The organism is Bacillus sp. SA1-12, from assembly GCF_000981385.1.
Lineage (GTDB): Bacteria > Bacillota > Bacilli > Bacillales > Bacillaceae > Metabacillus.
This window is the reverse complement of sequence record NZ_LATZ01000009.1, coordinates 104,903-128,557: the sequence shown is the minus strand read 5'-3', so window position 1 is coordinate 128,557 and position 23,655 is coordinate 104,903. Positions and strand designations below refer to the sequence as shown.

At 37.3% G+C, this 23,655-nt stretch carries 21 protein-coding genes; 1 reads left to right on the top strand and 20 read right to left on the bottom strand.

Annotation, left to right across the window (positions count from 1 at the left end; all coding sequences use genetic code 11):
• Positions 1-5 precede the first annotated feature (5 nt).
• The gene (locus tag WQ54_RS08560) at positions 6-1,124 is read left to right on the top strand and encodes a mandelate racemase/muconate lactonizing enzyme family protein (protein WP_046514889.1); all 1,119 of its coding nucleotides are present in this window, start codon (positions 6-8) and stop codon (positions 1,122-1,124) included.
• A 98-nt stretch (positions 1,125-1,222) separates the two neighbouring features.
• On the opposite strand, the gene WQ54_RS08555 is transcribed toward WQ54_RS08560, so the two are convergent.
• The 20 genes from WQ54_RS08555 to WQ54_RS08460 form a co-directional block, all read right to left on the bottom strand.
• Complete coding sequence (locus WQ54_RS08555; RefSeq protein WP_046514887.1) at positions 1,223-2,047, bottom strand: phosphosulfolactate synthase; 825 nt, start codon at positions 2,045-2,047, stop codon at positions 1,223-1,225.
• A 78-nt stretch (positions 2,048-2,125) separates the two neighbouring features.
• The gene (locus WQ54_RS08550) at positions 2,126-2,428 is read right to left on the bottom strand and encodes a hypothetical protein (protein WP_046514884.1); all 303 of its coding nucleotides are present in this window, start codon (positions 2,426-2,428) and stop codon (positions 2,126-2,128) included.
• A 678-nt stretch (positions 2,429-3,106) separates the two neighbouring features.
• Positions 3,107-4,282 carry a glycine C-acetyltransferase gene (locus WQ54_RS08545; protein WP_046514880.1) on the bottom strand — a complete coding sequence of 392 codons (1,176 nt, stop codon included), beginning with the start codon at positions 4,280-4,282 and terminating at the stop codon, positions 3,107-3,109.
• 45 nt (positions 4,283-4,327) lie between these two features.
• The gene (tdh, locus tag WQ54_RS08540; protein ID WP_046514877.1) at positions 4,328-5,368 is read right to left on the bottom strand and encodes an L-threonine 3-dehydrogenase; all 1,041 of its coding nucleotides are present in this window, start codon (positions 5,366-5,368) and stop codon (positions 4,328-4,330) included.
• A gap of 223 nt (positions 5,369-5,591) precedes the next feature.
• Positions 5,592-6,461, bottom strand: a complete 870-nt coding sequence (locus WQ54_RS08535) for a 2-oxoacid:ferredoxin oxidoreductase subunit beta (RefSeq protein WP_046514876.1) — start codon at positions 6,459-6,461, stop codon at positions 5,592-5,594.
• A gap of 1 nt (position 6,462) precedes the next feature.
• The gene (locus WQ54_RS08530) at positions 6,463-8,199 is read right to left on the bottom strand and encodes a 2-oxoacid:acceptor oxidoreductase subunit alpha (protein ID WP_046514874.1); all 1,737 of its coding nucleotides are present in this window, start codon (positions 8,197-8,199) and stop codon (positions 6,463-6,465) included.
• Positions 8,200-8,643: 444 nt separating this feature from the next.
• Positions 8,644-9,567: a dipeptidase gene (locus tag WQ54_RS08525; protein ID WP_046514870.1), complete on the bottom strand. Its 924-nt coding sequence runs from the start codon at positions 9,565-9,567 to the stop codon at positions 8,644-8,646.
• A 114-nt stretch (positions 9,568-9,681) separates the two neighbouring features.
• The gene (spoVS, locus tag WQ54_RS08520; protein WP_003181955.1) at positions 9,682-9,942 is read right to left on the bottom strand and encodes a stage V sporulation protein SpoVS; all 261 of its coding nucleotides are present in this window, start codon (positions 9,940-9,942) and stop codon (positions 9,682-9,684) included.
• Between the two features lie 214 nt (positions 9,943-10,156).
• A complete protein-coding gene (locus WQ54_RS08515; protein ID WP_046515051.1) occupies positions 10,157-10,951 on the bottom strand; it encodes a TIGR00282 family metallophosphoesterase in 795 nt (264 codons plus the stop codon).
• Between the two features lie 100 nt (positions 10,952-11,051).
• Positions 11,052-12,617, bottom strand: coding sequence for a ribonuclease Y (gene rny, locus WQ54_RS08510; RefSeq protein WP_156177825.1), 1,566 nt, complete (start codon positions 12,615-12,617; stop codon positions 11,052-11,054).
• Between the two features lie 528 nt (positions 12,618-13,145).
• Entirely contained in the window at positions 13,146-14,186 is a 1,041-nt protein-coding gene (recA, locus tag WQ54_RS08505) for a recombinase RecA (protein WP_046514849.1), read from the bottom strand.
• Between the two features lie 235 nt (positions 14,187-14,421).
• Entirely contained in the window at positions 14,422-15,672 is a 1,251-nt protein-coding gene (locus WQ54_RS08500; RefSeq protein ID WP_046514846.1) for a competence/damage-inducible protein A, read from the bottom strand.
• Between the two features lie 25 nt (positions 15,673-15,697).
• Positions 15,698-16,276 (bottom strand): CDP-diacylglycerol--glycerol-3-phosphate 3-phosphatidyltransferase, encoded by a 579-nt coding sequence (gene pgsA, locus WQ54_RS08495; RefSeq protein ID WP_046514843.1) that lies wholly within the window; start codon positions 16,274-16,276, stop codon positions 15,698-15,700.
• A gap of 174 nt (positions 16,277-16,450) precedes the next feature.
• Positions 16,451-17,338, bottom strand: coding sequence for a RodZ domain-containing protein (locus WQ54_RS08490; RefSeq protein ID WP_052737715.1), 888 nt, complete (start codon positions 17,336-17,338; stop codon positions 16,451-16,453).
• A 7-nt stretch (positions 17,339-17,345) separates the two neighbouring features.
• Complete coding sequence (locus WQ54_RS08485) at positions 17,346-18,140, bottom strand: DUF3388 domain-containing protein (RefSeq protein ID WP_156177827.1); 795 nt, start codon at positions 18,138-18,140, stop codon at positions 17,346-17,348.
• 239 nt (positions 18,141-18,379) lie between these two features.
• Positions 18,380-18,637, bottom strand: a complete 258-nt coding sequence (locus tag WQ54_RS08480; RefSeq protein WP_046514834.1) for a DUF3243 domain-containing protein — start codon at positions 18,635-18,637, stop codon at positions 18,380-18,382.
• 125 nt (positions 18,638-18,762) lie between these two features.
• Positions 18,763-19,479: an SDR family oxidoreductase gene (locus tag WQ54_RS08475; RefSeq protein WP_046514830.1), complete on the bottom strand. Its 717-nt coding sequence runs from the start codon at positions 19,477-19,479 to the stop codon at positions 18,763-18,765.
• A 157-nt stretch (positions 19,480-19,636) separates the two neighbouring features.
• Complete coding sequence (locus WQ54_RS08470; protein ID WP_046514827.1) at positions 19,637-20,923, bottom strand: pitrilysin family protein; 1,287 nt, start codon at positions 20,921-20,923, stop codon at positions 19,637-19,639.
• Positions 20,920-22,197 (bottom strand): pitrilysin family protein, encoded by a 1,278-nt coding sequence (locus WQ54_RS08465; protein WP_046514825.1) that lies wholly within the window; start codon positions 22,195-22,197, stop codon positions 20,920-20,922. Before WQ54_RS08465 ends, WQ54_RS08470 begins: the two co-directional genes overlap by 4 nt.
• A 176-nt stretch (positions 22,198-22,373) precedes the next feature.
• Positions 22,374-23,612, bottom strand: a complete 1,239-nt coding sequence (locus tag WQ54_RS08460; protein WP_046514823.1) for an MFS transporter — start codon at positions 23,610-23,612, stop codon at positions 22,374-22,376.
• Between the last annotated feature and the right edge of the window lie 43 nt (positions 23,613-23,655).

Here is a 23,655-nt window from a genome sequence, read left to right as displayed (position 1 = left end):
TTACATTGGAAATTGAATACATAGAAACATTTCCGTTGCTATATGAACTTTCAGAACCTTACGGTGACGCAAACGGTTATAAGAAATACCGCAGTTGTTTCTTGTTTAAAATCACAACAAATGATGGTATACATGGATGGGGGGAATGTATTGACTGGTTACCTACAATAGAAAAGGGATTTAATGAGCGTATTATCCCATACCTCATTGGAAAAAAAGCAACAGACCGGACTCAAATTGTCAAGGTGGTTAAAAAGTGGAATAAACGAGCTGCATCAGGAATTAGCATGGCATTGACAGAAATTGTAGCAAAGTCTGCCGGACTTTCCGTTTGTGAGCTTTGGGGCGGGAAGATACGGGAGTCTATACAAGTTTATGCATCTTTTCAATCGTATTCTCAAGATAAGAATTGGGTTAATCATTCCTTACAGTTAATTGACCAAACGATTAGTAAGGGGTTTGATCAGATAAAAATAAAAATTGGCGGAAGAACGCTCCAGGAGGATTTCAGCCATATTCAAGCTATTCAGAGCATGCTTGAAGAAAAAATATACCTTGCACTAGATGCGAATCAAAGTTACGATTTTTCGACTGCTCGTAAATGGGAGAGATATTTTAAGAAGTGGCAAAATTTCTTATGGTTTGAGGAACCGATTCCTATCGAACAAATATCAGATTATAAACTTCTTCGCGGCAACATCTCTATACCGATTGCCGGAGGAGAAAATCTTACTTCTACAGTCCAATTTCTTCCATTATTAATAAATGGCGCGGTTGATATTATACAACCGGATATCATGCATGAAAATGGGGTACATGAATACCTTGAAACATTGCATCTCTCGAGGTCTTTCGGATTACGAAGTTCGCCTCATACGTTTGATGGACCATTATCAAGGCTTTATGCGTTATTTGCTCAAGCCTGTCTGCCACCTTGGAGTAAAATGGAGAAGGACGACATTGAGCCTATTGAGTGGGATGTAATGGATAATCCTTTCACATCCCTTGTTTCCATTCAACCAAACAACGGATGCTTGATGGTTCCTGACGGTATTGGCATAGGTACCGAAATCGATATCGAATTAATGGAAAAGTATCGGTGGGATGGAAGAATTTACCATTAATTAGGATAAAAAAATAGGGCTAAAAGGGACAGCTTCCTAAACATATTGGTGTATGATTAGAAAACCCAGACCCTTGAAATAGCCCTTTTTCCATTGCATTATTCAATCTGTAGAATCGTTTCAGAACGATTCAGCGGAAATGTATCAAATCTTAGGCCCCTTCTTAAGCATTCAAGATTATATGCATCTTCGCATTGAATATTTCCTAGATTAACATTTCTTCCCCAAAATTGTATTAATTCAATCTGTTGGCTTTTTTGCGGAGCTTCCCAAATAAGATATTTTCTTACATCCTTAGCAATCGTTTTTTCAATATCATGAAGAAATTCCTTATCTATTAAACCCTTCTCATTATAGATCCCCACATTTTTCCCAGATTCCCGACCTTCGACAATTACATAAGAAGCACCGCATTCCAAGTCAGAGTAGAGAGTTCTATCTAATTCTTTTACTTCTAAATGGCTGCCTTCAGCTTTTTTACCACATTCTGTGATGACAGTGAATCCTTTTGCTACCGCCTCCTGAATCACTTTTCTCCGCTTTCTATATGGTAATTCAATTGTGCCATCTGAGATTTCAATATGATTGAAGCCTATTCTTTCTATATATTCAAAATACTCCCTTAAAACACCCTTATGGGCAGCTATTTCAAATAATGTTCCACCAGGATATAAGGCAATATTTTCTTTCTTAGCTAGAGCAAGCTTCTTTTTCAAAAGCTCTGGAGGATACAACATTGTTGTTCCAAAACCAAGTTTTATATAATCAACATATTGACCTGCAAACTGTAACAATTCTTCGAAAAGAGCCAATCCTATTCCTTTATCAATCAGCATTGTTAAACCATGTTCTTCTGACTCACTTACCCTTTCTCCTGACGGATCATAAAGCTTTGGGTGACAGAAATTTTGCGGATATTTCACAGAACGGTCCCTCCTAGTGGGTAAAATGTCTATGAAGCATCCTATGCATGACACTTTAAAGAAGTTCTTCCTTGCATCCTATTCGCTTTGTTCTTCTTGATTGTCTTTATCAATATCAATCAATTCTCCGCCAAGATGAATAAACAAATTTGGTTCATTTTCCCCGTCTCCGAGAATCGACTTTTTAAGACCGTCGATGTATTTAGAGGTAATGTCGATAAAGTTTTGCTTTTCGCCAGGATTATCTAATTGTCCCATGATATAAAGATCTTTGTCATCTTTATACAAATAAGCTATGTACCCAATCGCTTTACCTTTTGTATCCACTACATTTAGGATTTCACCTTGGTGATTGCGAAATTCCGGCTGAAAAAATATCATTTACCATGCTCCTTTCCGTTCCTTAATCTATATATTTATTTAAAATAGTGTAACCCATATTTTAGAGTGGCTAATCTGCTTATAAAAAATACGTAACGTGATTAGATACTAAAATTATAGGAAGGAAAATCATTAAAGGCTGACTAAATATTCATTTCATGGAACTTTAAGTCAATCTTTTCTTATCAACGGTCAAGTTTTTTATTAAGTTTTTTATTAAATTTTTTTACTCAATCCAATTCTTAAGTCAAAGGCCAATACATATTTCATCCTCTTTACACCTTCTTTGCCAATCATAAGAGTTTCCACTGCTCCTTATCGATTCCATTTTCTTTTGCACGTCCCTTAGATACAGCATATTTTTGATACGAATCAAAAAGGTCCGAAAGGCCATTCATTTTTCTTTTCCTTCTGCTAAAAAAATAGCACAATCCAATGATTTGGTCTGTGCTACTAATGTTCGTATGTTTAATTTTTTAGAAGTTTATAATTGGATAATTTTCAGGAAGACACCTATGAAAAATACCGATCATTAGATGAAGCTCTAAAGAAGTACTTGAGCGACCCCTTCACTTAAAAACAAGCGTGGGGAAGAAAGCCCCATTGACAGAAATTCTTACTAAATGGGACATCCTAAGGTTATAAATATTTGCTTTTAACGTTACTAAAGAATGAAACTTAGATAATTTTTAACTCTTTGCCTGCCTTCTCAAAAATATTCAATGCTTCCTGCAGCTGTTCTTTTGTATGTTCCGCTGTCACAATTGTTCGCACCCGGGCAAGACCTTTTGCTACCGTTGGGAAAGCGATCCCTTGCGCAAAAACGCCGTATTCTAAAAGCTTATCGGAAAATTGGTGTGAAAGGGCTTCATTACCAACAATCACAGGTGTAATCGGGGTTTCGCTTTTTCCAATATTGAAGCCCAAATGGCTAAGACCATCCTTAAAGAATCTTGTATTATCCCATAACTGTTCAATAAGGTGTGGCTCCTCTATGAGTACGCTGATTGCTTCACTGCATGCAGCTGTAACAGCTGGAGGATGTGATGTGCTGAATAAAAACGGACGGCCTCTATGAATTAAGTAGTCTATTAGCGTTCTAGAGCTAGCTACATATCCCCCTAATACGCCTATGGCCTTACTTAGTGTTCCCACTTGAATGTGAACTCGGCCGTCTAAACCAAAATGGTTTACGGTACCGCGTCCATTTTCCCCTAAAACACCTGATGCATGTGCATCATCTACCATCACTAAAGCATCATACTTTTCTGCTAGTTCAACAATTTCTGGTAGTGGTGTAATGTTTCCGTCCATTGAAAACACACCATCTGTTACGATGATCCGGACTCTAAAATCCTTTGATTCTTGCAATGCTCTTTCAAGATCTGCCATATCAACATGGTTATATACTTTTCTTGCTGCTTTTGTTAGACGAATTCCATCAATAATCGATGCATGATTAAGTGCATCGGAAATAACAACATCTTCTTTTGTTAAAATCGAAGAAAGAACACCTTGGTTTGTCGTAAAACCTGACTGAAATACTAAAGCCGCCTCTGTATGTTTGAATTGTGCAAGCTTTTCTTCAAATTCTTTATGCATGGTGAACGTACCTGCAATTGTCCGGACTGATCCAGTACCCGCACCAAAATTCTCAACAGCTTCCAGGGCTGCCTTTCGCAGTCTTGGATGTGAGGTTAAGCCTAGATAGTTATTGGAAGAAAGCTGGATCACCTCTTTTCCATTTATCATTACCTTTGCACCTTGATCACTTTCCAACGGAATTAATTTCCTAAATGTACCTTGTTTTTTCATTTCATCAAGCTCGGCTTGTAAATATTCGAACCCTTTCATTTTTCATTCCTCCAATTCAACATGTTATGAGAAAATTAGTTATCGTTAAGGGTGTAAGACAACCTTGCCACAGTTACCCTCAATCATTAAATCAAAACCCTTTTCAAATTCGTCAAGTGAAAAGTGATGGGTTATGATCGGGCTTGTATTAATCTGCCCTGAATGTATTAGTGCGGAAACCTGCTGCCAGGTTTCAAACATTTTTCTGCCGGTTATTCCTTGCACGGTTATCCCTTTGAATACAATATCATTGGTTACATCAACTTCAACCGGACGTAATGGTAAGCTTAAAATGGATACTCTTCCCCCATTTGCAACCATTTTAAACCCATGATTGATCGCAACCGGATGTCCTGACATTTCACATACAACATCAACACCAATTCCTCTTGTTAAAGATTCAACAACCTCAAGGGGTTTATCCTTGTTTGAGTTAATGATTCTAGTTGCCCCCATTTCTTTTGCTAAATTTAAACGATAATCGTTTAAATCAAGTGCGATCACTTGGGATGCACCAGCAGCTTTAGCAACACCAACTGCCATCATGCCTATTGGTCCGCAGCCGATAATGGCCACTGTTTTTCCGGTGACTTCCCCTGATAAAACTGTATGGACAGCATTTCCCATCGGTTCTTGAATGGAAGCAATATCGAAGGGCATTTCCTTTGGATTTTTCCAAAGATTAACTGAAGGTAGAGCAATATATTCAGCAAAACAGCCCTGTGTATCGACGCCAATTATTTTTGTATGTTTACATATATGCGCTCTTCCTGTAAGACATTGCTGACATTTTCCACAAACAATATGAGTTTCTGCTGATACAGAATCTCCTATTTCAACATTTGTAACCTTTTTTCCTTTTTGTATAACTTCTCCAGAAAATTCATGTCCGAAAACATAAGGTGGTTTTACCCTACTCTGTGACCACTCATCCCATTTATAAATATGAACATCTGTCCCGCAAATTGATGTGGCTTTTACTTTAATAAGGACTTCATCCTCGTTTATTTGTGGAATCTCCACCATTTGAAGCTCAGCTCCATACCCCTGGTGATGCTTAACAACCGCTTTCATTTTTCCGCCCATGATGTACACCCCTCTTATTGTAAACCCTTACATATTAATATTTTATCACCTCATATTAAAATGTAAATAATAGAGTCCATCTCATACGTACACATGGTTGCTGTGAAAATAAAATTTTTTATTTAAAGATAAAAACAGCAAAAAGACTGTCAAAAACAAAAGGGTCAGTCCCACAAACACATTCACAGATGTTTGTTTGGGGACAAACCCTTTTAAGACAGTCTTACATAAATTCTGCAACTAATTTATTAAATTCCTCTTCATCAATCGCTAATTCCGCTTTTGATAAAGGTGTTTCACTATATCCATTTAGGAGTTCTTGGTATGATTTTTGTTCTGTATTTTGATAAATCAAACCTGTAACTAATCCCTTATGTCTCATAAGTGTTTGCATGGCCATTTCTTTATTTTGAGGATCATAGCCTTCAACATTTGAAAGCTTTGTTAAGTTTTCTTTAAACCAATCATATGTGTTCACCTTATTGTAAGTAACACAAGGACTAAACACGTTAATAAGTGAGAAGCCTTTATGATTAATACCAGCCTCAATAAGGGCTGTTAAATCCTTAAGATCAGTTGAAAAGCTTTGTGCAACAAATGTAGCCCCTGCTGTTAATGCCATTTCCATTACAGATAAGGCTGACTCAATTGAGCCTTGAGGTGTACTCTTTGTCACAAAACCAGCATCACTTCGGGGTGATGTTTGACCTTTAGTTAAACCATAAATTTGGTTATCCATGACAATATACGTCATGTCGATATTGCGTCGAATCGCATGAATAGTATGGCCCATTCCGATTGCAAATCCGTCGCCATCTCCACCTGAAGCAATAACTGTTAAATCTTTATTTGCCATTTTAACGCCTTGTGCAATCGGTAATGAACGTCCATGTATGCCATGAAAACCATATGAATTAATGTAACCCGAAATCCGTCCTGAACAACCAATACCAGAAACAACAGCAAGCTGATCTGGTGTTAACCCTACATTTGCTGCAGCACGCTGAATGGCAGCCTGTACAGAGAAATCACCACACCCAGGGCACCAGTTCGGTTTTACGTTATTGCGAAAATCTTTAAACGTTGTTGCCATGTTAGATCAGCTCCTTGCTTCTCGTATGAATTTCATGAGGTAGGAATGGGTTGCCATCATATTTTAATAATGAAGAAATCTTGTTCGCATACCCTACATTCATTTTTAACAGACTTGCCAGCTGGCCTGTTGCATTGTTTTCAACAACAATAACTTTTTTTGCAGATTCAATTAAAGGTAGCATTTCTTCCGTTGGGAACGGATGAATAAGGCGAATTTGTGCATGGTTTACTTTAATACCATCAGCCTCTAGACGTGTCATCGCTTCTTCAATTGTTCCTCTCGTCGAAATATACCCTACAAGTAAAATATCTGGGTTTTCGTGTTGAATATTTTTATGAACAGGGTTATTAAATTGAATGTTGGCAAGTTTTCTTAATCGCTTATCCATTTGTTCCTTACGATTACCTGCAGCCTCTGACGGCTTGCCTGTTTCATCATGCTCTACACCTGTTACATGGTGAATACCATTTTTCATACCTGGAATTACACGAGGTGAAATTCCGTCTTCTGTTACCTCATAGCGTTTGAAATAACCTTTATTTTCAATTTCAGGCAACTCTTCAGTTTGAAGCTTGCCACGACGGATTTCTATTTGGCTATAATCAAGTGGTTCAACTGTTTGTTTACCTAATGAAAGCTGTAAATCTGTTAACAAAATGACAGGAACCTGGTATTCTTCAGCAATATTAAATGCCTCAATTGTATCATAGAACGCTTCTTGAACTGTGCTTGGTGCCATGACAACTTTAGGAATTTCACCATGAGTACCGTAAATCATCGCCATTAAGTCTGATTGCTCCTGTTTTGTCGGCAAACCAGTACTTGGACCGCCACGTTGCGTGTCAACGATGACTAATGGCTGTTCAGTCATACCTGATAAACCGATCGCTTCCATCATTAATGATAAACCAGGACCTGCTGAAGCAGTAAAAGTACGAGCACCTGCATAGTTAGCCCCAATTGCCATCGTACAAGCAGCAATTTCATCCTCTGTTTGGATTACCGCTCCTCCAAATTTAGGGAGCTTTTTAATTAAATACTCCATAATTTCAGATGCTGGAGTTATTGGATATGCTGCCATAAAACGCGAGCCGCCAGCAATCGCACCTAATGCTATGGCATCATTCCCAATCATAAACATACGTTTTTTTCCATCAGCTTTTTCAAGAAACATGTCCTGACTGTTATAACCAAGCTCATTTTTTAAATAATCTGCACCTTTTTCAATTGCTTGCATATTTTTCTCAACAATCTTTTCACCTTTACGGCCATATGTGTCATTAACAACTTCATGGTAACCCCGCGGATCTAAATCAAGAATCGCACTTGTTGCACCGATCGCAACCATGTTTTTCATTAGAGACGTACCTAATTCTGTTGCAATTTCTGTAAATGGCACTGAATAGAGCGTAACATCCGCACCTTCAGGTATCGTTGGATTAAACTTTGCATCAGCAAGTACAATCCCGCCGGCACGCAGCTCTTGGAAGTTTACATCAATTGTTTCTTGATCAAAAGCTACTAATATATCAAGATCATCTGAAATTGATCGAACTTGTGTTGTACTTACACGAATTTTATTGTTTGTATGTCCGCCTTTAATTCGTGATGAAAAGTGGCGGTATCCGTATAAATAATACCCTAGTCGGTTTAGTGCAATAGAGAAGACTTCACCAGTACTTTCAATACCTTCTCCCTGCTGTCCTCCAACTTTCCAGGAAAGTTGATTTATCATGTGTATTTACACCCCTCTAAAAAATGCTAAATAAAGTGAGACTTTCCGAAGCTAAACGTGCTGTTATCCACCACACTTATCTGCATAAATTATTCTTGAATGTTGAAATGGTGGTTTACAGCCCATTAAGATCGGGATAAATTGTGTACATATAATTTATAGTTTATCATAATCTCGTCCAATTTTTTTATTATTCTTTAACCATTGAGAAAACTGAGTTTATTAATTGGAATTTACTAAACGTTAACAATTTTAGACCCTTAAACAAAAAAAAACAAGAGTTTAGCTTAAAATAATCCTTTAAACTTGCTAATTGATGTCTTCTTTATGTACAAGGTTTTAGAAAAGGAAAGGGAGCCTCCTAAGCGTTTTGGGCTTTGGTTCTCCCTAGATGAATTCTCAGTCTGAAGAGTTGAGCTTATTCATTTCAATTCTAGACATTATTTAAAAAGAAATGTGATCAATAAAGTTCTGATAAACAAGCTTATTGACCAATTTTTGCGGATAATATTTCAACATATGATTGATAAATCCATAGTAACATGCATAATTTTCTAAGCCTTTTATTGTTAAGTCGATCCCATCAAAGTCTGAGCCAAATCCTATATTGTTCTCTCCGCCCAAAGAACATAGATAATCGATATGATGTAGAACATCAGATAGTATGGGCTGTGGAGTATTTGCTGTAAAATATGGGACAAATGTCACACCAATCATTCCGTTCTTTTTAAACATAGCTCTGATTTGTTCATCCTTTAAATTTCGAACATGAGGGCAAAGCTTATATACGTTTGAATGTGAAGCAATTGGGTAGTTCGCCAGATCAAGCGCCTCCCAAAAACTTCGTTCACAAGTATGGGATAAATCTGTCCAGAGGTTCTGACTATTTAAATAGGAAATAACCTTTCTCCCAAAATTTGTAAGTCCCCCATTCCGTTTTTCTAGCGCACCGTCTGCAACTAGGTTGGCATAATTCCATGTTAATCCAACAGAGCGTACCCCTAATTGAAATAGGATTTCCAACTGTTCTAACTGGTCCCCGATTGCATCGCAGCCTTCTAACGTTAATATTGCGCCAATCTCATTTTCAGTAAGACGATCGATATCTGATTTCGTTTTGATTAATTTTATTTCTGGATATTTTTTTAATATTTTTTGATAAAAGATGTTGATTTGAGAATGGGCAACAGCTAGACGGTGTGTAAATGGCACATTCTCTGGAACATAAATTGCAAAACATTGAGTTGGCTTATCCATTGTTTTCAGTTTGGAAATAGAGACATGCAGGCTTTCATCATCATAAACATTAATTTTTTTGTCTCGCCATAACTTAAATAACATATCACAATGCGCATCAAACACTCTCAATTGTCAATGTCCCCCTTCTAATATGTTCCACCATATACAAAACAAGGGTTTGACTCCATATTATGAGCCAAACCCTCGAAATAACAAATGTCTTCGTCCGTATTCTTTACATCCTTATCTCGGCTCGACAATTAATTTAATTGCCGTGCGTTCTTCACCATCTATTTGAATATCCGTAAATGCTGGAATACAAATTAAATCAACACCGCTTGGAGCTACAAAGCCCCTTGCAATTGCTACTGCTTTTACTGCCTGATTAAGAGCCCCGGCACCTATTGCTTGAATTTCAGCCGCTCCCCGCTCTCTCAAAACGCCAGCTAATGCACCAGCGACAGAATTAGGATTAGATTTTGCTGATACCTTTAATATTTCCATTTCTAGCTCCCCCTTATTTTCAATGAATCCTTGAGTGTTCATTAGAACATCATTGGTATAATTTGTTTAAAAAGGTCTCCCCTCATTTCCCCTTTTAAACAGTGTTAGTTCATCATCCATTGATACTATATTCACTAGAAAAGGAAAGTATTCCTGCTTGTTCGCACATAATTTCGAAAATTTATTCTTAGGATCAAATAGCAGCTGGCAATCATTATTCAAAAAATAGATGATCGTCATTTATTAAAATCCGATCAATTTTTTTCGCTTGTCCTGTTTTAACGTCAATATCAATTACCACAGCGCTTAATTGAGTACGTCCTTTCGCTACATCATGGCGTACAGGTAGATTCGTAAGGAATCTTTTTAAAATCATGTCTCGGTCCACTCCAAGTATCCCATCATAAGGTCCTGTCATACCGACGTCTGAAATATATGCAGTCCCTTTTTCCAAGATACGATTATCTGCTGTTTGTACATGTGTATGGGTACCGACAACAGCTGATACTCTTCCGTCTAAATACCATCCTATCGCCTGTTTTTCACTTGTCGCTTCGCCATGAAAATCAACAAAAATGATAGGTGTGCGCTTTTTCGCTTCTTTAACAAGCTCGTCAGCCTTTTTAAAAGGACAATCAGATGGAGGCAAAAATGCACGACCCTGCAGATTAATTACAGCAATCTCCTTCCCCGCTACGCTAACAAAAACCATTCCTTTTCCCGGGTTTTCTTCCGGGAAATTAGCAGGGCGGATCATTTTCTGAGCACGATCAATAAACTCAAAAATTTCTCGATTGTCCCAAGTATGATTTCCCATCGTAATAACGTGTGCACCTAATTCGATGAATTTCTGATATATCTTTTCGGTAATTCCTTTACCATGAGCGGCATTTTCGCCGTTAATAATAACAACATGCGGATTATATTTCGTTTTCAATTTTGGTAAATACTCTTTCACCATGTCTCGTCCTGGAGAACCAAATACGTCTCCTACAAACAAAATTCTCATCATTAAAGCCCTCTCTAGTTATCATTGAATTTCTTTATATATCCAAATTAATTTTTGCATAAGCATCATAAAAAATAAAGTGGCGCATTTCTGCACCACTCTATTTTGCATATTCAACTGCTCGTGTTTCACGAATAACAGTTACTTTAATATGTCCTGGATAGTCGAGTTCATCTTCAATTCGTTTTCGAATGTCTCTTGCCAAACGATGGGCTTGAAGATCGTCTATACTGTCAGGCTTAACCATAATGCGAACTTCTCGACCAGCCTGAATTGCAAACGACTTTTCAACACCTTCATACGATTCAGAGATTTCCTCAAGCTTTTCTAGGCGACGAATGTAATTTTCCAGTGTTTCACTGCGAGCACCAGGTCTTGCAGCCGATAACGCATCTGCTGCTGCAACAAGTACAGCAATGATTGATGTCGGTTCCTTATCCCCATGATGTGATGCTATGCTGTTGATAACGACTGGATGCTCCTTATACTTCGTAGCCAGCTCCACTCCGATCTCAACATGGCTTCCTTCCACTTCATGGTCAATCGCTTTACCGATATCATGCAGGAGTCCTGCTCGTTTCGCTAATAACACATCTTCTCCAAGTTCTGCAGCCATCAATCCTGCTAAGAATGAAACCTCCATCGAGTGCTTCAATACGTTTTGACCATAGCTTGTTCTAAATTTCAAACGACCTAAGATCTTAATTAAATCAGGATGCAGGCCATGTACACCTACTTCAAATGTCGTTTGTTCTCCAATTTCCCGGATATATTCATCAACTTCACGTCGAGACTTCTCAACCATCTCTTCAATACGTGCAGGGTGAATACGTCCATCCTGAACTAACTTGTCTAGCGCAATTCTTGCAGTTTCCCGGCGAATTGGATCAAACCCTGATAAAATGACAGCTTCAGGTGTATCGTCAATGATCAGATCTATACCCGTTAATGTTTCCAATGTACGAATATTCCGTCCTTCACGTCCAATAATTCGACCTTTCATTTCATCATTTGGAAGATTGACAACAGATACAGTAGTTTCTGCTACATGATCTGCTGCACATCGTTGAATAGCAAGCGACAGGATTTCTTTAGCCTTCTTGTCAGCTTCTTCCTTCGCACGATTTTCGCTATCTTTAATCATTATAGCGATATCATGTGTAAGTTCATTTTCAACCTTTTCAAGAATGATCGACTTTGCTTCATCTCTTGTAAGGCTAGATATGCGCTCAAGCTCCGTTTGCTGCTTGCGCACCATCTCCTCCACTTTGCTTTCCATCTCTTCAATATGCTGTTGTCTTTCATTCAGAGAATCTTCTTTTTTCTCTAGCATAACTTCACGTTTATCTAAAGACTCATCCTTACGGTCAAGATTCTCTTCCTTTTGTAATAAGCGATTTTCTTGTTTCTGAAGCTCATTTCGTCTTTCACGAACTTCCTGCTCTGCTTCTGTTCGCAACTTGTGGATTTCATCCTTTGCTTCTAGAAGTGCTTCTTTTTTCGTTGCTTCTGCATCACGCTTTGCGTCCTCAAGAATCTGCTCTGCTGCATGATTAGCACCAGCAATTTTCGCTTCGGCAATGGATTTACGAACAAAATAGCCAACAACTGCACCGACGATTAGGCCAAGCAAAATGGAGATGATTATTGAAACGATGTCCATCATTACACCTCCTCTTGCTATGAACTTGTTTTTCTAGATTAAAGTGTCGGCATGTACATTGTTCAATTTTAAGTTGTCAACATACAGCACAAAGCTTAATTGTCATGTTGAACTTTGTGTCTTAATCATTTTTAGGAAGACTAATTCAAGTACCAACATTTTTGCTTTCAAAATGCTTCAATCATCATTCTACAAAATTGTAAAATATACATCCTAATTGTAAATGTGTGAAAATTTCTTGTCAAGCCTGTCATTATAACGATTATAGCCTCTCATGTATACTGTTTGAGTGATAACCCTATTAAAAATCGAGAAGACAAGAGTGAATTTTGTAGAATTGTGTCATATTATTTTAGTGCGGATAAATAATAATTATCATGATTATATCCAAATATGAACCTTTTCTATACTCATTCTTTACATTTTATATTACATTCTGTTATTTCCATGATCGTAACAGATGAAAATATTATTTTCATATAAGGACATTTTCTTAATGAACGTATAAAAAAAGGGCAATGATGCCCTTTTTTAATCATTTAGTAAATCCATTTCTTCTTGGCTTTCTTCTGGTTCAAGAACTTCTTCATCTAATCCATATTCCTTGCGGATTTTGCCATGTATTTCTAAACGAAGAGATGGGTTTTCTTTAAGAAATTGCTTCGCATTTTCACGCCCTTGACCTAAGCGCTCTTCATTGTAAGAATACCAAGAACCGCTTTTTTGAACAATGTCAAGCTCTGTTCCTAAATCGATAATCTCTCCTTCTTTAGAGATCCCTTCACCGTACATGATATCTACTTCTGCAACCTTAAATGGAGGTGCAACTTTATTTTTAACAACTTTAATTTTAGTCTTGTTACCAACCATGTCATTTCCTTGTTTGAGAGTTTCAGCACGGCGCACTTCTAAACGAACGGATGAGTAGAATTTTAACGCACGGCCGCCAGGAGTCGTTTCTGGATTTCCAAACATAACTCCAACTTTTTCACGAATTTGGTTGATAAAGATGGCGATTGTTTTCGATTTGTTAATTGCGCCAGATAGTTTGCGCAATGCTTGTGACATTAAACGGGCTTGAAGACCAACATGTGAATCACCCATCTCGCCTTCAATTTCCGCTTTCGGCACTAACGCTGCAACAGAGTCTATAACAAGAATGTCTACTGCTCCGCTTCGTACAAGCGCCTCTGCAATTTCTAGTGCTTGTTCACCTGTATCAGGTTGAGATAGCAATAACTCATCAATATTTACTCCAAGCTTCTGTGCATATACAGGATCAAGCGCATGTTCCGCATCAATAAATGCAGCTTGTCCTCCCTGCTGTTGAACCTCAGCAATTGCATGCAGAGCAACAGTTGTTTTACCTGAGCTTTCTGGTCCGTATATTTCTATAATTCTACCGCGAGGGTATCCTCCTACTCCTAATGCAGCATCTAGAGCAAGGGAACCGCTTGGTGTAGTTGAAATTTTTCGATCTGTCTGTTCCCCGAGTTTCATAATGGAACCTTTACCGAATTGCTTTTCTATTTGTTTTAACGCCATATCTAATGCAGCTTGACGATCGCCCACAAAATTTCCTCCTTTAAATGAATCTATAATAAATATACCCCTTTTTTAGCCGTTTGCCAAGCAATAATCGAACATTTATTCGATTATTTTTCATCGCAAAATCCTCTTATTTTTCACTTTACTTTATAGAATAACAACTATTTAACTATAAGAATTGCTATAAAAATGAATTTTATATATTTATAGAAAGAAAAGAGGATCTGCCAAATCAGATCCCATAAGAAAATATATTATATCATTCTATTTCCGATAATAGTTTGACTAAATAATGACATCCATACTTTACCGTTCTTACACGGATGCCATTTCTAGAGCCGGCAAAATGAAATCGATAAACTTGCGTTTCTTTTCCACTAAACGAAATACCCATAAAGACAGTACCGACAGGCTTATCTTCAAGAGGCTGGGGTCCGGCAACACCTGTAAAGCTGATTCCGATATCACTGTTTGATAGTTTCCGGATTTGATCAGCCATTTCTTTTGCACATTCTTCACTGACTGCCCCATATTTATCCAGTGTTTGTTTTGAAACATTTAGCAGTTGTTCCTTGATCTCATTTGTATAGCAAACAACACTGCCCTTAAATAGTTGCGAAGCACCATCCAATGCTGTTATCTGTTCAGAAAACATGCCGCCTGTCAGGCTTTCAGCGGCTGAAACTGTTTTTTTCTTTGCAAGTAAAAGTTTTTTTAATTCTTGGGGTAAAGTTGTTTGTTCATAACCATAAAAAAATTCGCCAACACGAGATTGGATTTTTTGCTCAAGTTCATCTAGCAGCTGTTTTGCAACATGTTCGTCTTGATGCTTGGCGGTTAAGCGCAACGTTACCTCTCCATCAGCAGCTAATGGGGCAACAGTAGGATTTAACTGCTCATCAATGATATCCTGAATGTCGGTTTCAAGCTGTGATTCGCCAATTCCGAAGTACCTTAGCACACGAGAAATAATCTTTTCTTGAAATCCAAGCTGCTTTTCAAAATATTCCCGCCCATAGTTTTGAAACATCGGTTTCATTTCACTTGGAGGACCCGGCAGCAGCATATAAATCGTTTGATCTGCTTCTAAAGCCATTCCAGGCGCCATCCCATAATCATTTTTTAATATGTATGAATCCTCTAAAACAAGTGCTTGCTTTTTATTGTTTTCAGACATGATCCGTTTCGTTTGAACAAAGTATTGTTCGATGCTTTCAAGGGCTTCCTGATCAAATACAAGCTTTTTACCAAGTGTCTTTGCGATTGTTTCTTTCGTTAAATCGTCTTTTGTAGGTCCCAAACCACCCGTGAAAATTATAATATTTGAGCGTTCCCTGGCGATCTTAATCGCTTGTTCAACCCGCGTAGGATTGTCACCAACAACGGTGTGATAATAAACATTCATGCCAAGCTCGGCAAGCTCAAGTGATAAAAATTGCGCATTGCTATTCACAATTTGTCCTAACAATAATTCAGAGCCGACCGCAATTATTTCAGTGCGAATATTCATCAATATCCTCCTATAGGTTTCAAGATTACTTGGAATTAATAAACACATGTTTATTTTTATTTAAATAATCCCAGCCAGATATTACGGTGAAAAAGGTAGCAACCCATAATGCGATCATGCCAAAGGGTAAATTTATAAACTCAAATGGAAGGTTATGAAGCAATAATGCCGAAATGGCAACAATTTGTGTCCACGTTTTGATCTTTCCTAGCATATTAGCTGCAACAACTTCCCCTTCACCTGCTAAAATAGCTCTTAATCCTGTCACAACAAACTCACGGCTGATAATAAGAATTACCATCCAGGAAGGTGCCAGCTCGAGCTGCACCAAAATAATTAAAGCAGCAGAAACAAGAAGTTTGTCTGCTAAAGGATCTAAAAATTTTCCAAGGTTTGTCACCATATTAAGTTTGCGGGCATAGTAACCGTCAATCCAGTCTGTGGTTGAAGCAATAATAAAGATTAGTGCCCCAATAAAATGGGTGACTAAAATCGATTCAGAGCCGAATGTTAATTCACCCCAGTCCAATGGCGCAAGCATGATCACCATAAAAACAGGTATTAAGAATATTCTCGAAATCGTTATTTTATTAGGTAAATTCATTGATTTTTCCCTCCAAATTACTGTGTTATGTACTAAAATGCGGTCATTATCAGAAAGGAGATTATCTTACTTTCAGCATTAAAAACAGAAAATAGGATGACCCAAAATAATGCCTAGGACCTCCTCCAACATATAGAAGGAAGAGGCGCTTGACACGTAAACATGAATCAATCCCTATTCTTTGCTATAAATAATCTTAATGTTTTGAGGTGTTGTCTTAGCATCTTCATATTGTAAAAGCTGGCCATTGATTTTTAGATCAGTGCCCGGAACATTTCCGACTCTTACTGTTATTTCTGATTCAGCTGTCAAATCAAAGGATTGAGACTCTCCTTGAGCAACTTCTGCACCAAAGAAGCTCTTACCTTTTCCATTTTTTATACTAACCCATGTTCTGCCTTTGGCAATAACTTCTAATTTAAACGATTCTGCACCAGAGAGGCCATATGTTGTTGTCGTGCCCGCTTTCCCATTTACTGTTAAAGTTTGTGCAGGAGTTTCCGGTTCCTGTTCAACTTCTTCCTCAACAGGTGGTGTTTCTTCCTGAACATCTCCCTCTTGCTCCTCTTCTTTATTGCCCGTTGCCGTATTTTCTACATTGTTCGTATATTCATTTCGATTTTCGACTTTTGTTGCCTCTTCGCCCGGATTACTATCTGCAGCGTTTTGTCTCCATACCCAAAAAACAATTGCAATAAGAACAACGGCTGCAACTATTAATAACCTTGGCAGCAGATCAAGAAACTTAGATGCAGATTTAGGAAGCTGTTTATGTGTTTTTACTCTAGAAAGCTGTTCCGGTAAATCATCGTTATATGTACTCGGAATTTCATTTTTATATTCTTCAAAGATCATCTCTGGATCTAAATTCACCGCTTCAGCATATTGCTTAATAAATGCGCGAACATAGAATTTACCAGGGATCATTGAATAATTACCTTCTTCAATACCAAGCAGATACCGTTTTTGTATTTTTGTTATTGATTGAAGGTCATCCAAGCTAATGTTTTTTTCTTCTCTTGCTTGTTTCAGTCGATTTCCTAATTCACTCAACCGTAACACCCCATATTTAAAAGTCAAAGCCTGAAAGACTTGAAGAATCAAACATCATATGTGGTTCTTCAGCATCTTTGTATGTAATTTCCTCATCAGGCTCATTACGAATTTCTATTATATAATCAAAATCTTCAATTGTATATTCTGTATTTTGCACAAAAATATCAGGATGCTCTACAACTTTTGTTGCAGACAGCCTCATAATTTCTCTTACTAGCTGTAGATGCTGTTCAGAACCTCTTCGTGTAGAAACAATTCCATCGATGATGAAAACATTATCCTCACTGTATTCATCTGCAATCAATTGGCTGCGAATCGTTTGCTTTAGCAAAGTCGAAGAAACAAAAAGCCATTTTTTATTGGCACAAACGCTTGATGCAACAATTGATTCAGTTTTACCAACCCTCGGCATACCTCGAATTCCGATTAATTTATGGCCTTCCTGCTTATATAATTCTGCCATAAAATCAACTAATAGTCCAAGCTCATCCCGGACAAACCGAAAAGTTTTTTTATCATCAGCATCTCGCTGAATATAACGTCCATGTCGTACAGCTAATCTGTCTCGAAGCTTTGGAACTCGAAGTTTTGTCACTGTTATATGATCCATGGTGGCTAGAATCGATTCAAGCCTGCGAACTTGGTCATTACTTTCACATTTTAATAATAGCCCGCGACGTGAATCATCCACCCCATTTATGGTGATGATATTGATGGACAGCATCCCTAATAAGGAAGAAACATCTCCGAGAAGCCCTGGACGATTTTTTTGTATTTCATATTCTAAATACCACTCATATGGCATAATAAAACCCCCTTTAACCAACCACTATAACCTATAATATATGATTTTTCCAAAAGAAGAAAGAACAAAAAGAAAAGCGGAAGACACCTTGCAAAAGTGGTATCAAGATGAGGTTCATTAATCGCAAAATGCACTGGTAATCAAATACTCTGCTCCCTGTTATAAGAGTGTATATCTGTTTCTGTACTCGGGTCTAAACAAAAAGAACATAGTGAAAAAGAGAGGATTAGCTCCTCTCTTTTTTAATGCGAACCGTTATTTTGAACAAGTTTAACCATCATACTTGCGATTGCATGTTTCTCTTGTTCAGAAGCAACACTCCAAAGATCTGCTAAAACTCTTTCTTGAGTGTTTTTAGGGTCCACTTGCTTTGCTAAGTAGTCACCCACTTCGAATGCGAGGTTATTAATAACCTGTTCATTCATTCCTTCGTTTTGAGCATGATTTAAACGGTCACCAAGGAAATTTTTCCACTCATCCCAATTTTCTAAAACAGACATAGGAGTACCTCCTTTATAGTTGTTACAAGCTTATTATTCCTTGAAATCGCGTTTTTATTCCACCTAATTTTGAAAAGCTTATTTATTGCTTATAGATGTATTAACCACTTTAAACATTTTGCTAATTAGTACCATCCTCCATCAACCGACAAAACTTGTCCAGTAATATATGAGGCTTTTGGTGATGCTAAAAAGGAAACCGTTTGGGCAATCTCATGAGGAAGGCCTAAACGGCCGAGCGGAATTTCATCTTTTAGCACCTTTAATTCCTCCTCAGAAAAAGTTGAAAGCATGCGGGTATCAATCGCACCAGGTGCAATTGCATTTACTCGAATTTGACTAGGAGCTAACTCCTTTGCAAGTGCTTTTACGAACGAATTTTGGCCACCTTTTACCATGGAGTACAGCACTTCACACGATGCTCCTACATTTCCCCAAATAGATGAAATGACAATGATGTTTCCTTTTCTGCTTCTTAATGTGGGAATCAACCTTTGAGTTAATCGAAATGGTGTTGATATATGGAGGTTAATCATTTGATCGATTTCATCATCACTCATATCTGTCACTAAACCGTAATAGCTCATACCACTTGTTAATACAAGCAAATCAATTGGCATCTGAATGTTATTTATTACTTCATTACAACCATTTGGATGAGCTAAATCTGCATGGATTGGAATAATCATTCTATGATTCCCTCTGGTTTCAATCAATTCTTTAATGGCATGTTCATTTTGATGATAATGGACGTAGACATGATAGCCATCTTCCATTAGCTGTTTCGTAATGGCTGTTCCGATACCGCCGCTTGCTCCAGTAATTAAAGCATATTTATCCATTTTTTCTCCTCTCCAAAAAAAGAGGCTGTCTCAAAAGGGTCTGAATCCTCCTACAAACATCAGTATAGGCATTTTAGATCCTATATAATGTGTTGTACGGGTCTGACCCTTTAGTTTTGAGACTGCCTCTTTCAATCCTCAAAAAAATCGTATTTCCTTACTTTGGAATAACCTGACATACTGTAAATAACTCTTCATCCACAGCATCCTGAAGAATCGTAGTGATTTCTTCTTTTGTTAATGATTCAAGTGTCGGTACAACATCAAAAAGTTTCATTTCATTAAATGCATATCTTGTGAATTGGTTTGCTATATATTCCGGTGAGTTAATAGCTCTTAAAAATGCACCGATCTTTTTATTCTTGGCAGCATCAAATGTTGTAAAATCAACACCTTCAGTTTTTGCCTTTAATAGGATGTCTTGTATACGCTCTGCAAGCTTATCAGGGTCCTCAGTATCGCCGCCAATCATAGCAAAGCCAAATCCTTTTTCTTCTGTATAATCATAGCTGAAGGTATCATCAATAAGACCTTCACTGTAAAGATCTTCATAATTCTTTGAGCTTTTACTAAACAGTATATCGAGAATGATGTTCATTGACAGTTCATATTTTAATAATTCCGTACCAGAACGATTTGGATTTTTTGCTTTTAAACCAACTAAGCATTTTGACCCCTGCACATTCATCTTTAGTTTTTCCACTTTCTTGTACACTTCAACAGGTTCAGTCGGGAATTCTCGCTTTATGTCAGATTGGGCAGTAAAATCCTTTTTCTTCTGGTTTTCCCTAACTTGATTTAAAATGGCTTCCGGTTCAACCGCTCCAACAACAAATAACAGCATATTACTTGGATGGTAGAACGTATTGTAACATTCATATAAGGAATCTTTTGTAATTTTAGCAATCGAATCAATTGTGCCTGCAATATCAATTCTTACCGGATGATGCTGATAAAGATTTTGAATTAAACCAAAGTATAACCGCCAGTCAGGATTATCATCATACATATTAATCTCTTGACCGATGATGCCCTTTTCTTTTTCAACCGTTTGCTCAGAGAAATAAGGTGTTTGTACAAAATCCATTAATGTTTCAAGATTCCGCTCTACATTGCTTGTACTTGAGAATAAATAGGCTGTTCTAGTAAATGAGGTAAATGCATTAGCAGAAGCGCCTTGTTTACTAAATTGCTGAAACACATCTCCATCTTCTTTCTCAAATAGCTTATGCTCTAGAAAATGGGCAATCCCGTCAGGAACTGTGATCATTTCATTTTGATCTAGCGGTATAAAGCGATTATCAATTGACCCATATTTCGTTGTGAAGGTTGCATACGTTTTGTTAAAGCCTTTTTTAGGTAATACATAAACATCAAGGCCATTTTCCATTTTTTCATAATATAGCTCTTCTTGAAGCTGCTCAAAACGAATAGGATTTGTCATTGATTTACCCCCATTCCTTTTAAGAAATAAATAGTATCAAGCTCTACTTTTTCAGCAAGCTTTACAACATCCTCTTTTGTAACCTCATCAATTCCTTGTAAGTATTCATCAAAAGGCCGATTTATTTGAGCAATGACATTATGATAGACAATCTCTACAAGTCCATATGGCGTATCAATTGTTTCTAATAATTGATTACGAATAACGGCTTTGGTTTGTTCCAATTCTTGATCTGAAAAATCCCCTTGTTTCATTGCTGCCATTTGCTCACGAATGATGGTAACTGCTTTTTGATAATTTTCAACCTCTATACCTGACATAACCATAAGCAAGCCTTTATGGCTCTCTACCCTTGATGCTGCGTAATACGCTAAGCTGGCTTTCTCACGGACATTACTAAAGAGTTTTGAATGGGAAAAGCCGCCGAAAATGCCATTAAAGATTTGTAAAGCATAATAGTCATCATCACGGTACGTACTATTTGTGCGATAACCAATATTTAATTTGCCTTGCTTTACATCCTGTTCTTCAATGACTTCATTTTCTTTAATTGATTTTTTATCAACTGCTTCACTTACCTGAGTTTCATTATTTTCAAAAGCAAAATATTGTTTTACATAACCCTCTACCTCTTGTCGATCTAAATCGCCGACAACATACAAATCAATTTTATCGGAACTTATTGCTTTTTGATAATAATCGTAAAGAGATGTTGCTGTTATCGTTTCAACATCATCAATCTCCCCATTGACGTGTAATGCATATGGTTCATCCTTACACATTTCCTGGACAAGACGTAAATTCGAATATCTCATCTTATCATCATAAACGGACTGGATCCGCTGTTTTAATGTCCGTTTTTCTTGAGCAACAACCTCTTCTTTAAATGAGTTACCGTCAAGAACAGGCTCTAACAAAATCTCGGCCAAAAGCTTGATTCCTTTTTCTAATAAAGGAGTAGAATCAGATAGAAATTTCTCATTCGCTATTTCCATACGGAAAGAAATAATATGGTTTTCTCCTTTTTTGGAAAGGTCCACATAAAGTGTTGCACCATATAATGTATCTAAATGCTGACGTAAGCTTATGCTTGTAGGAAAGCTTTTTGTACCTCGTTGGAGTACATACGGTAGTAAGGCTCTATATGTAACATCTTGTTTTTTTAAAGGTGCAAGCATTTTTAAAACAATTGTATTCGTTTTAAATTTCTTTGTTGATACGGTATGCAGTGAAAGCCCATTAACTTTGCTGAGCTGTTCATCAATAAATGCCATTTTGACCCTCCTTTTATGGTAGCTATATTCCTTTGCATTTGCTTGTAATTATATCAATACGAGGATAATAAAGGAAATAATACACATTTTTCTACTTTCTAGTCTTTCTCTAATTTAGGGACTATATACCGTAAATTGAAAACATGCTGATAAAGGATACCCTTTGGATCAGCATGTTAAGCGAGCTTAGGCATTTGCTTCGAATCAGAATCCTTTTGCGGATCATTTTTCGGCTTTATAAAAAGCAAAACGATCATAACAGATAAAAAACTAACTCCTCCGGAAATATAATAGATGAGATGCTCAGAAACCGTCATGAAATAAGCATAAGCCGGGGGACCTGCAGCTACCCCAATAAATCTCATTGAGCTATAAATTGAGGTTATTGTCCCCCTATGCTCTTTTTCAATCCCTTCTGTAATAATAGCGTCAAGACTAGGCAATGTAATCCCAATACCTATTCCTGTTATGACTAAAAAAGCAACCAAAAAAACAAAAGAGTGTTGGACCCTTATCGCAACAAATGAAAACGTGACAAGCCCCATCCCGATGAGAATGACTGTTTTCATTAACTGTTTACTTTCACCAATTTTTTTTCCTGCCACATATGAGCTGACAGAAAGAGCTAATAATGGGATGGCTAATACCAGCCCTTTTCTAATACCATCAATTTGATATCTCGTTTCAAGCATATCTGATAAATAAAAAAGTACACCAAATAACACAAACATGATAATACAACCTACAATAAAGATAGTAAAAAGCCACCTGCCATTTTCTTTAAAGATATCACCGATACAATGGGCAAATTCTTTAAATGATTGTTTTTCGTTCTTCTTGTTCTTTGGTACCTTGATAAGAAAGACGACTAATAAAACACTAATGAAACTAAAAAATGGAATAAACCAAAAAGGCAAAAACCAAATAAACGCAGCTAAAACAGCACCAATAATCGGGCTTAATACCTTTCCGGCTGTATTAGCCGTTTCTGTTAGTCCTAATCCTGCACTAACCTGTTCATCATCTTTAAACATATCGCCAACTAAAGGGATGACAACTGGTGCGGCGCCGGCTGAGCCAATCCCCTGCAATACACGGCCTAATAGAATGATCATAAACGGATTCTCTATTTGCCAAGAAGCCCATCCAGATACTGCTCCTCCAATGCCAGCTATTATTAAACATGGGACCATTACCATCTTTCTTCCGAATCGATCTGATAAATAGCCTGCAATTGGAATTAAAATAATCGCAACAATCGAATACACTGTTATGATTAAAGATACTTGAAATGAACTAATATTTAACTTTTTTGATATTAGAGGTAGAACTGGTATTAACATTGAATTACCTAATGTCATTACAAGTGGAACAGATGATAATGCTAATAAATCGAGCTTCTTTCCTGCTTCCATCTATGCTTCACCTTATCTGCTTTAATTTTTATTCTTTTACATT

Excerpts from the sequence above, each read along its gene's own strand:
- WQ54_RS08470 (WP_046514827.1), bottom strand. The coding sequence starts at position 20,923 with ATGACAAATCCTATTCGTTTTGAGCAGCTTCAAGAAGAGCTATATTAT.
- spoVS (WP_003181955.1), bottom strand. The coding sequence starts at position 9,942 with ATGGAAATATTAAAGGTATCAGCAAAATCTAATCCTAATTCTGTCGCT.
- WQ54_RS08550 (WP_046514884.1), bottom strand. The coding sequence starts at position 2,428 with ATGATATTTTTTCAGCCGGAATTTCGCAATCACCAAGGTGAAATCCTA.
- WQ54_RS08480 (WP_046514834.1), bottom strand. The coding sequence starts at position 18,637 with ATGTCTGTTTTAGAAAATTGGGATGAGTGGAAAAATTTCCTTGGTGAC.
- rny (WP_156177825.1), bottom strand. The coding sequence starts at position 12,617 with ATGATGGACATCGTTTCAATAATCATCTCCATTTTGCTTGGCCTAATC.
- WQ54_RS08545 (WP_046514880.1), bottom strand. The coding sequence starts at position 4,282 with ATGAAAGGGTTCGAATATTTACAAGCCGAGCTTGATGAAATGAAAAAA.
- WQ54_RS08530 (WP_046514874.1), bottom strand. The coding sequence starts at position 8,199 with ATGATAAATCAACTTTCCTGGAAAGTTGGAGGACAGCAGGGAGAAGGT.
- WQ54_RS08460 (WP_046514823.1), bottom strand. The coding sequence starts at position 23,612 with ATGGAAGCAGGAAAGAAGCTCGATTTATTAGCATTATCATCTGTTCCA.
- pgsA (WP_046514843.1), bottom strand. The coding sequence starts at position 16,276 with ATGAATTTACCTAATAAAATAACGATTTCGAGAATATTCTTAATACCT.
- WQ54_RS08535 (WP_046514876.1), bottom strand. The coding sequence starts at position 6,461 with ATGGCAACAACGTTTAAAGATTTTCGCAATAACGTAAAACCGAACTGG.
- WQ54_RS08500 (WP_046514846.1), bottom strand. The coding sequence starts at position 15,672 with ATGAATATTCGCACTGAAATAATTGCGGTCGGCTCTGAATTATTGTTA.
- WQ54_RS08465 (WP_046514825.1), bottom strand. The coding sequence starts at position 22,197 with ATGGCATTTATTGATGAACAGCTCAGCAAAGTTAATGGGCTTTCACTG.
- WQ54_RS08515 (WP_046515051.1), bottom strand. The coding sequence starts at position 10,951 with ATGAGAATTTTGTTTGTAGGAGACGTATTTGGTTCTCCAGGACGAGAC.
- WQ54_RS08475 (WP_046514830.1), bottom strand. The coding sequence starts at position 19,479 with ATGGATAAATATGCTTTAATTACTGGAGCAAGCGGCGGTATCGGAACA.
- tdh (WP_046514877.1), bottom strand. The coding sequence starts at position 5,368 with ATGGGCGGAAAAATGAAAGCGGTTGTTAAGCATCACCAGGGGTATGGA.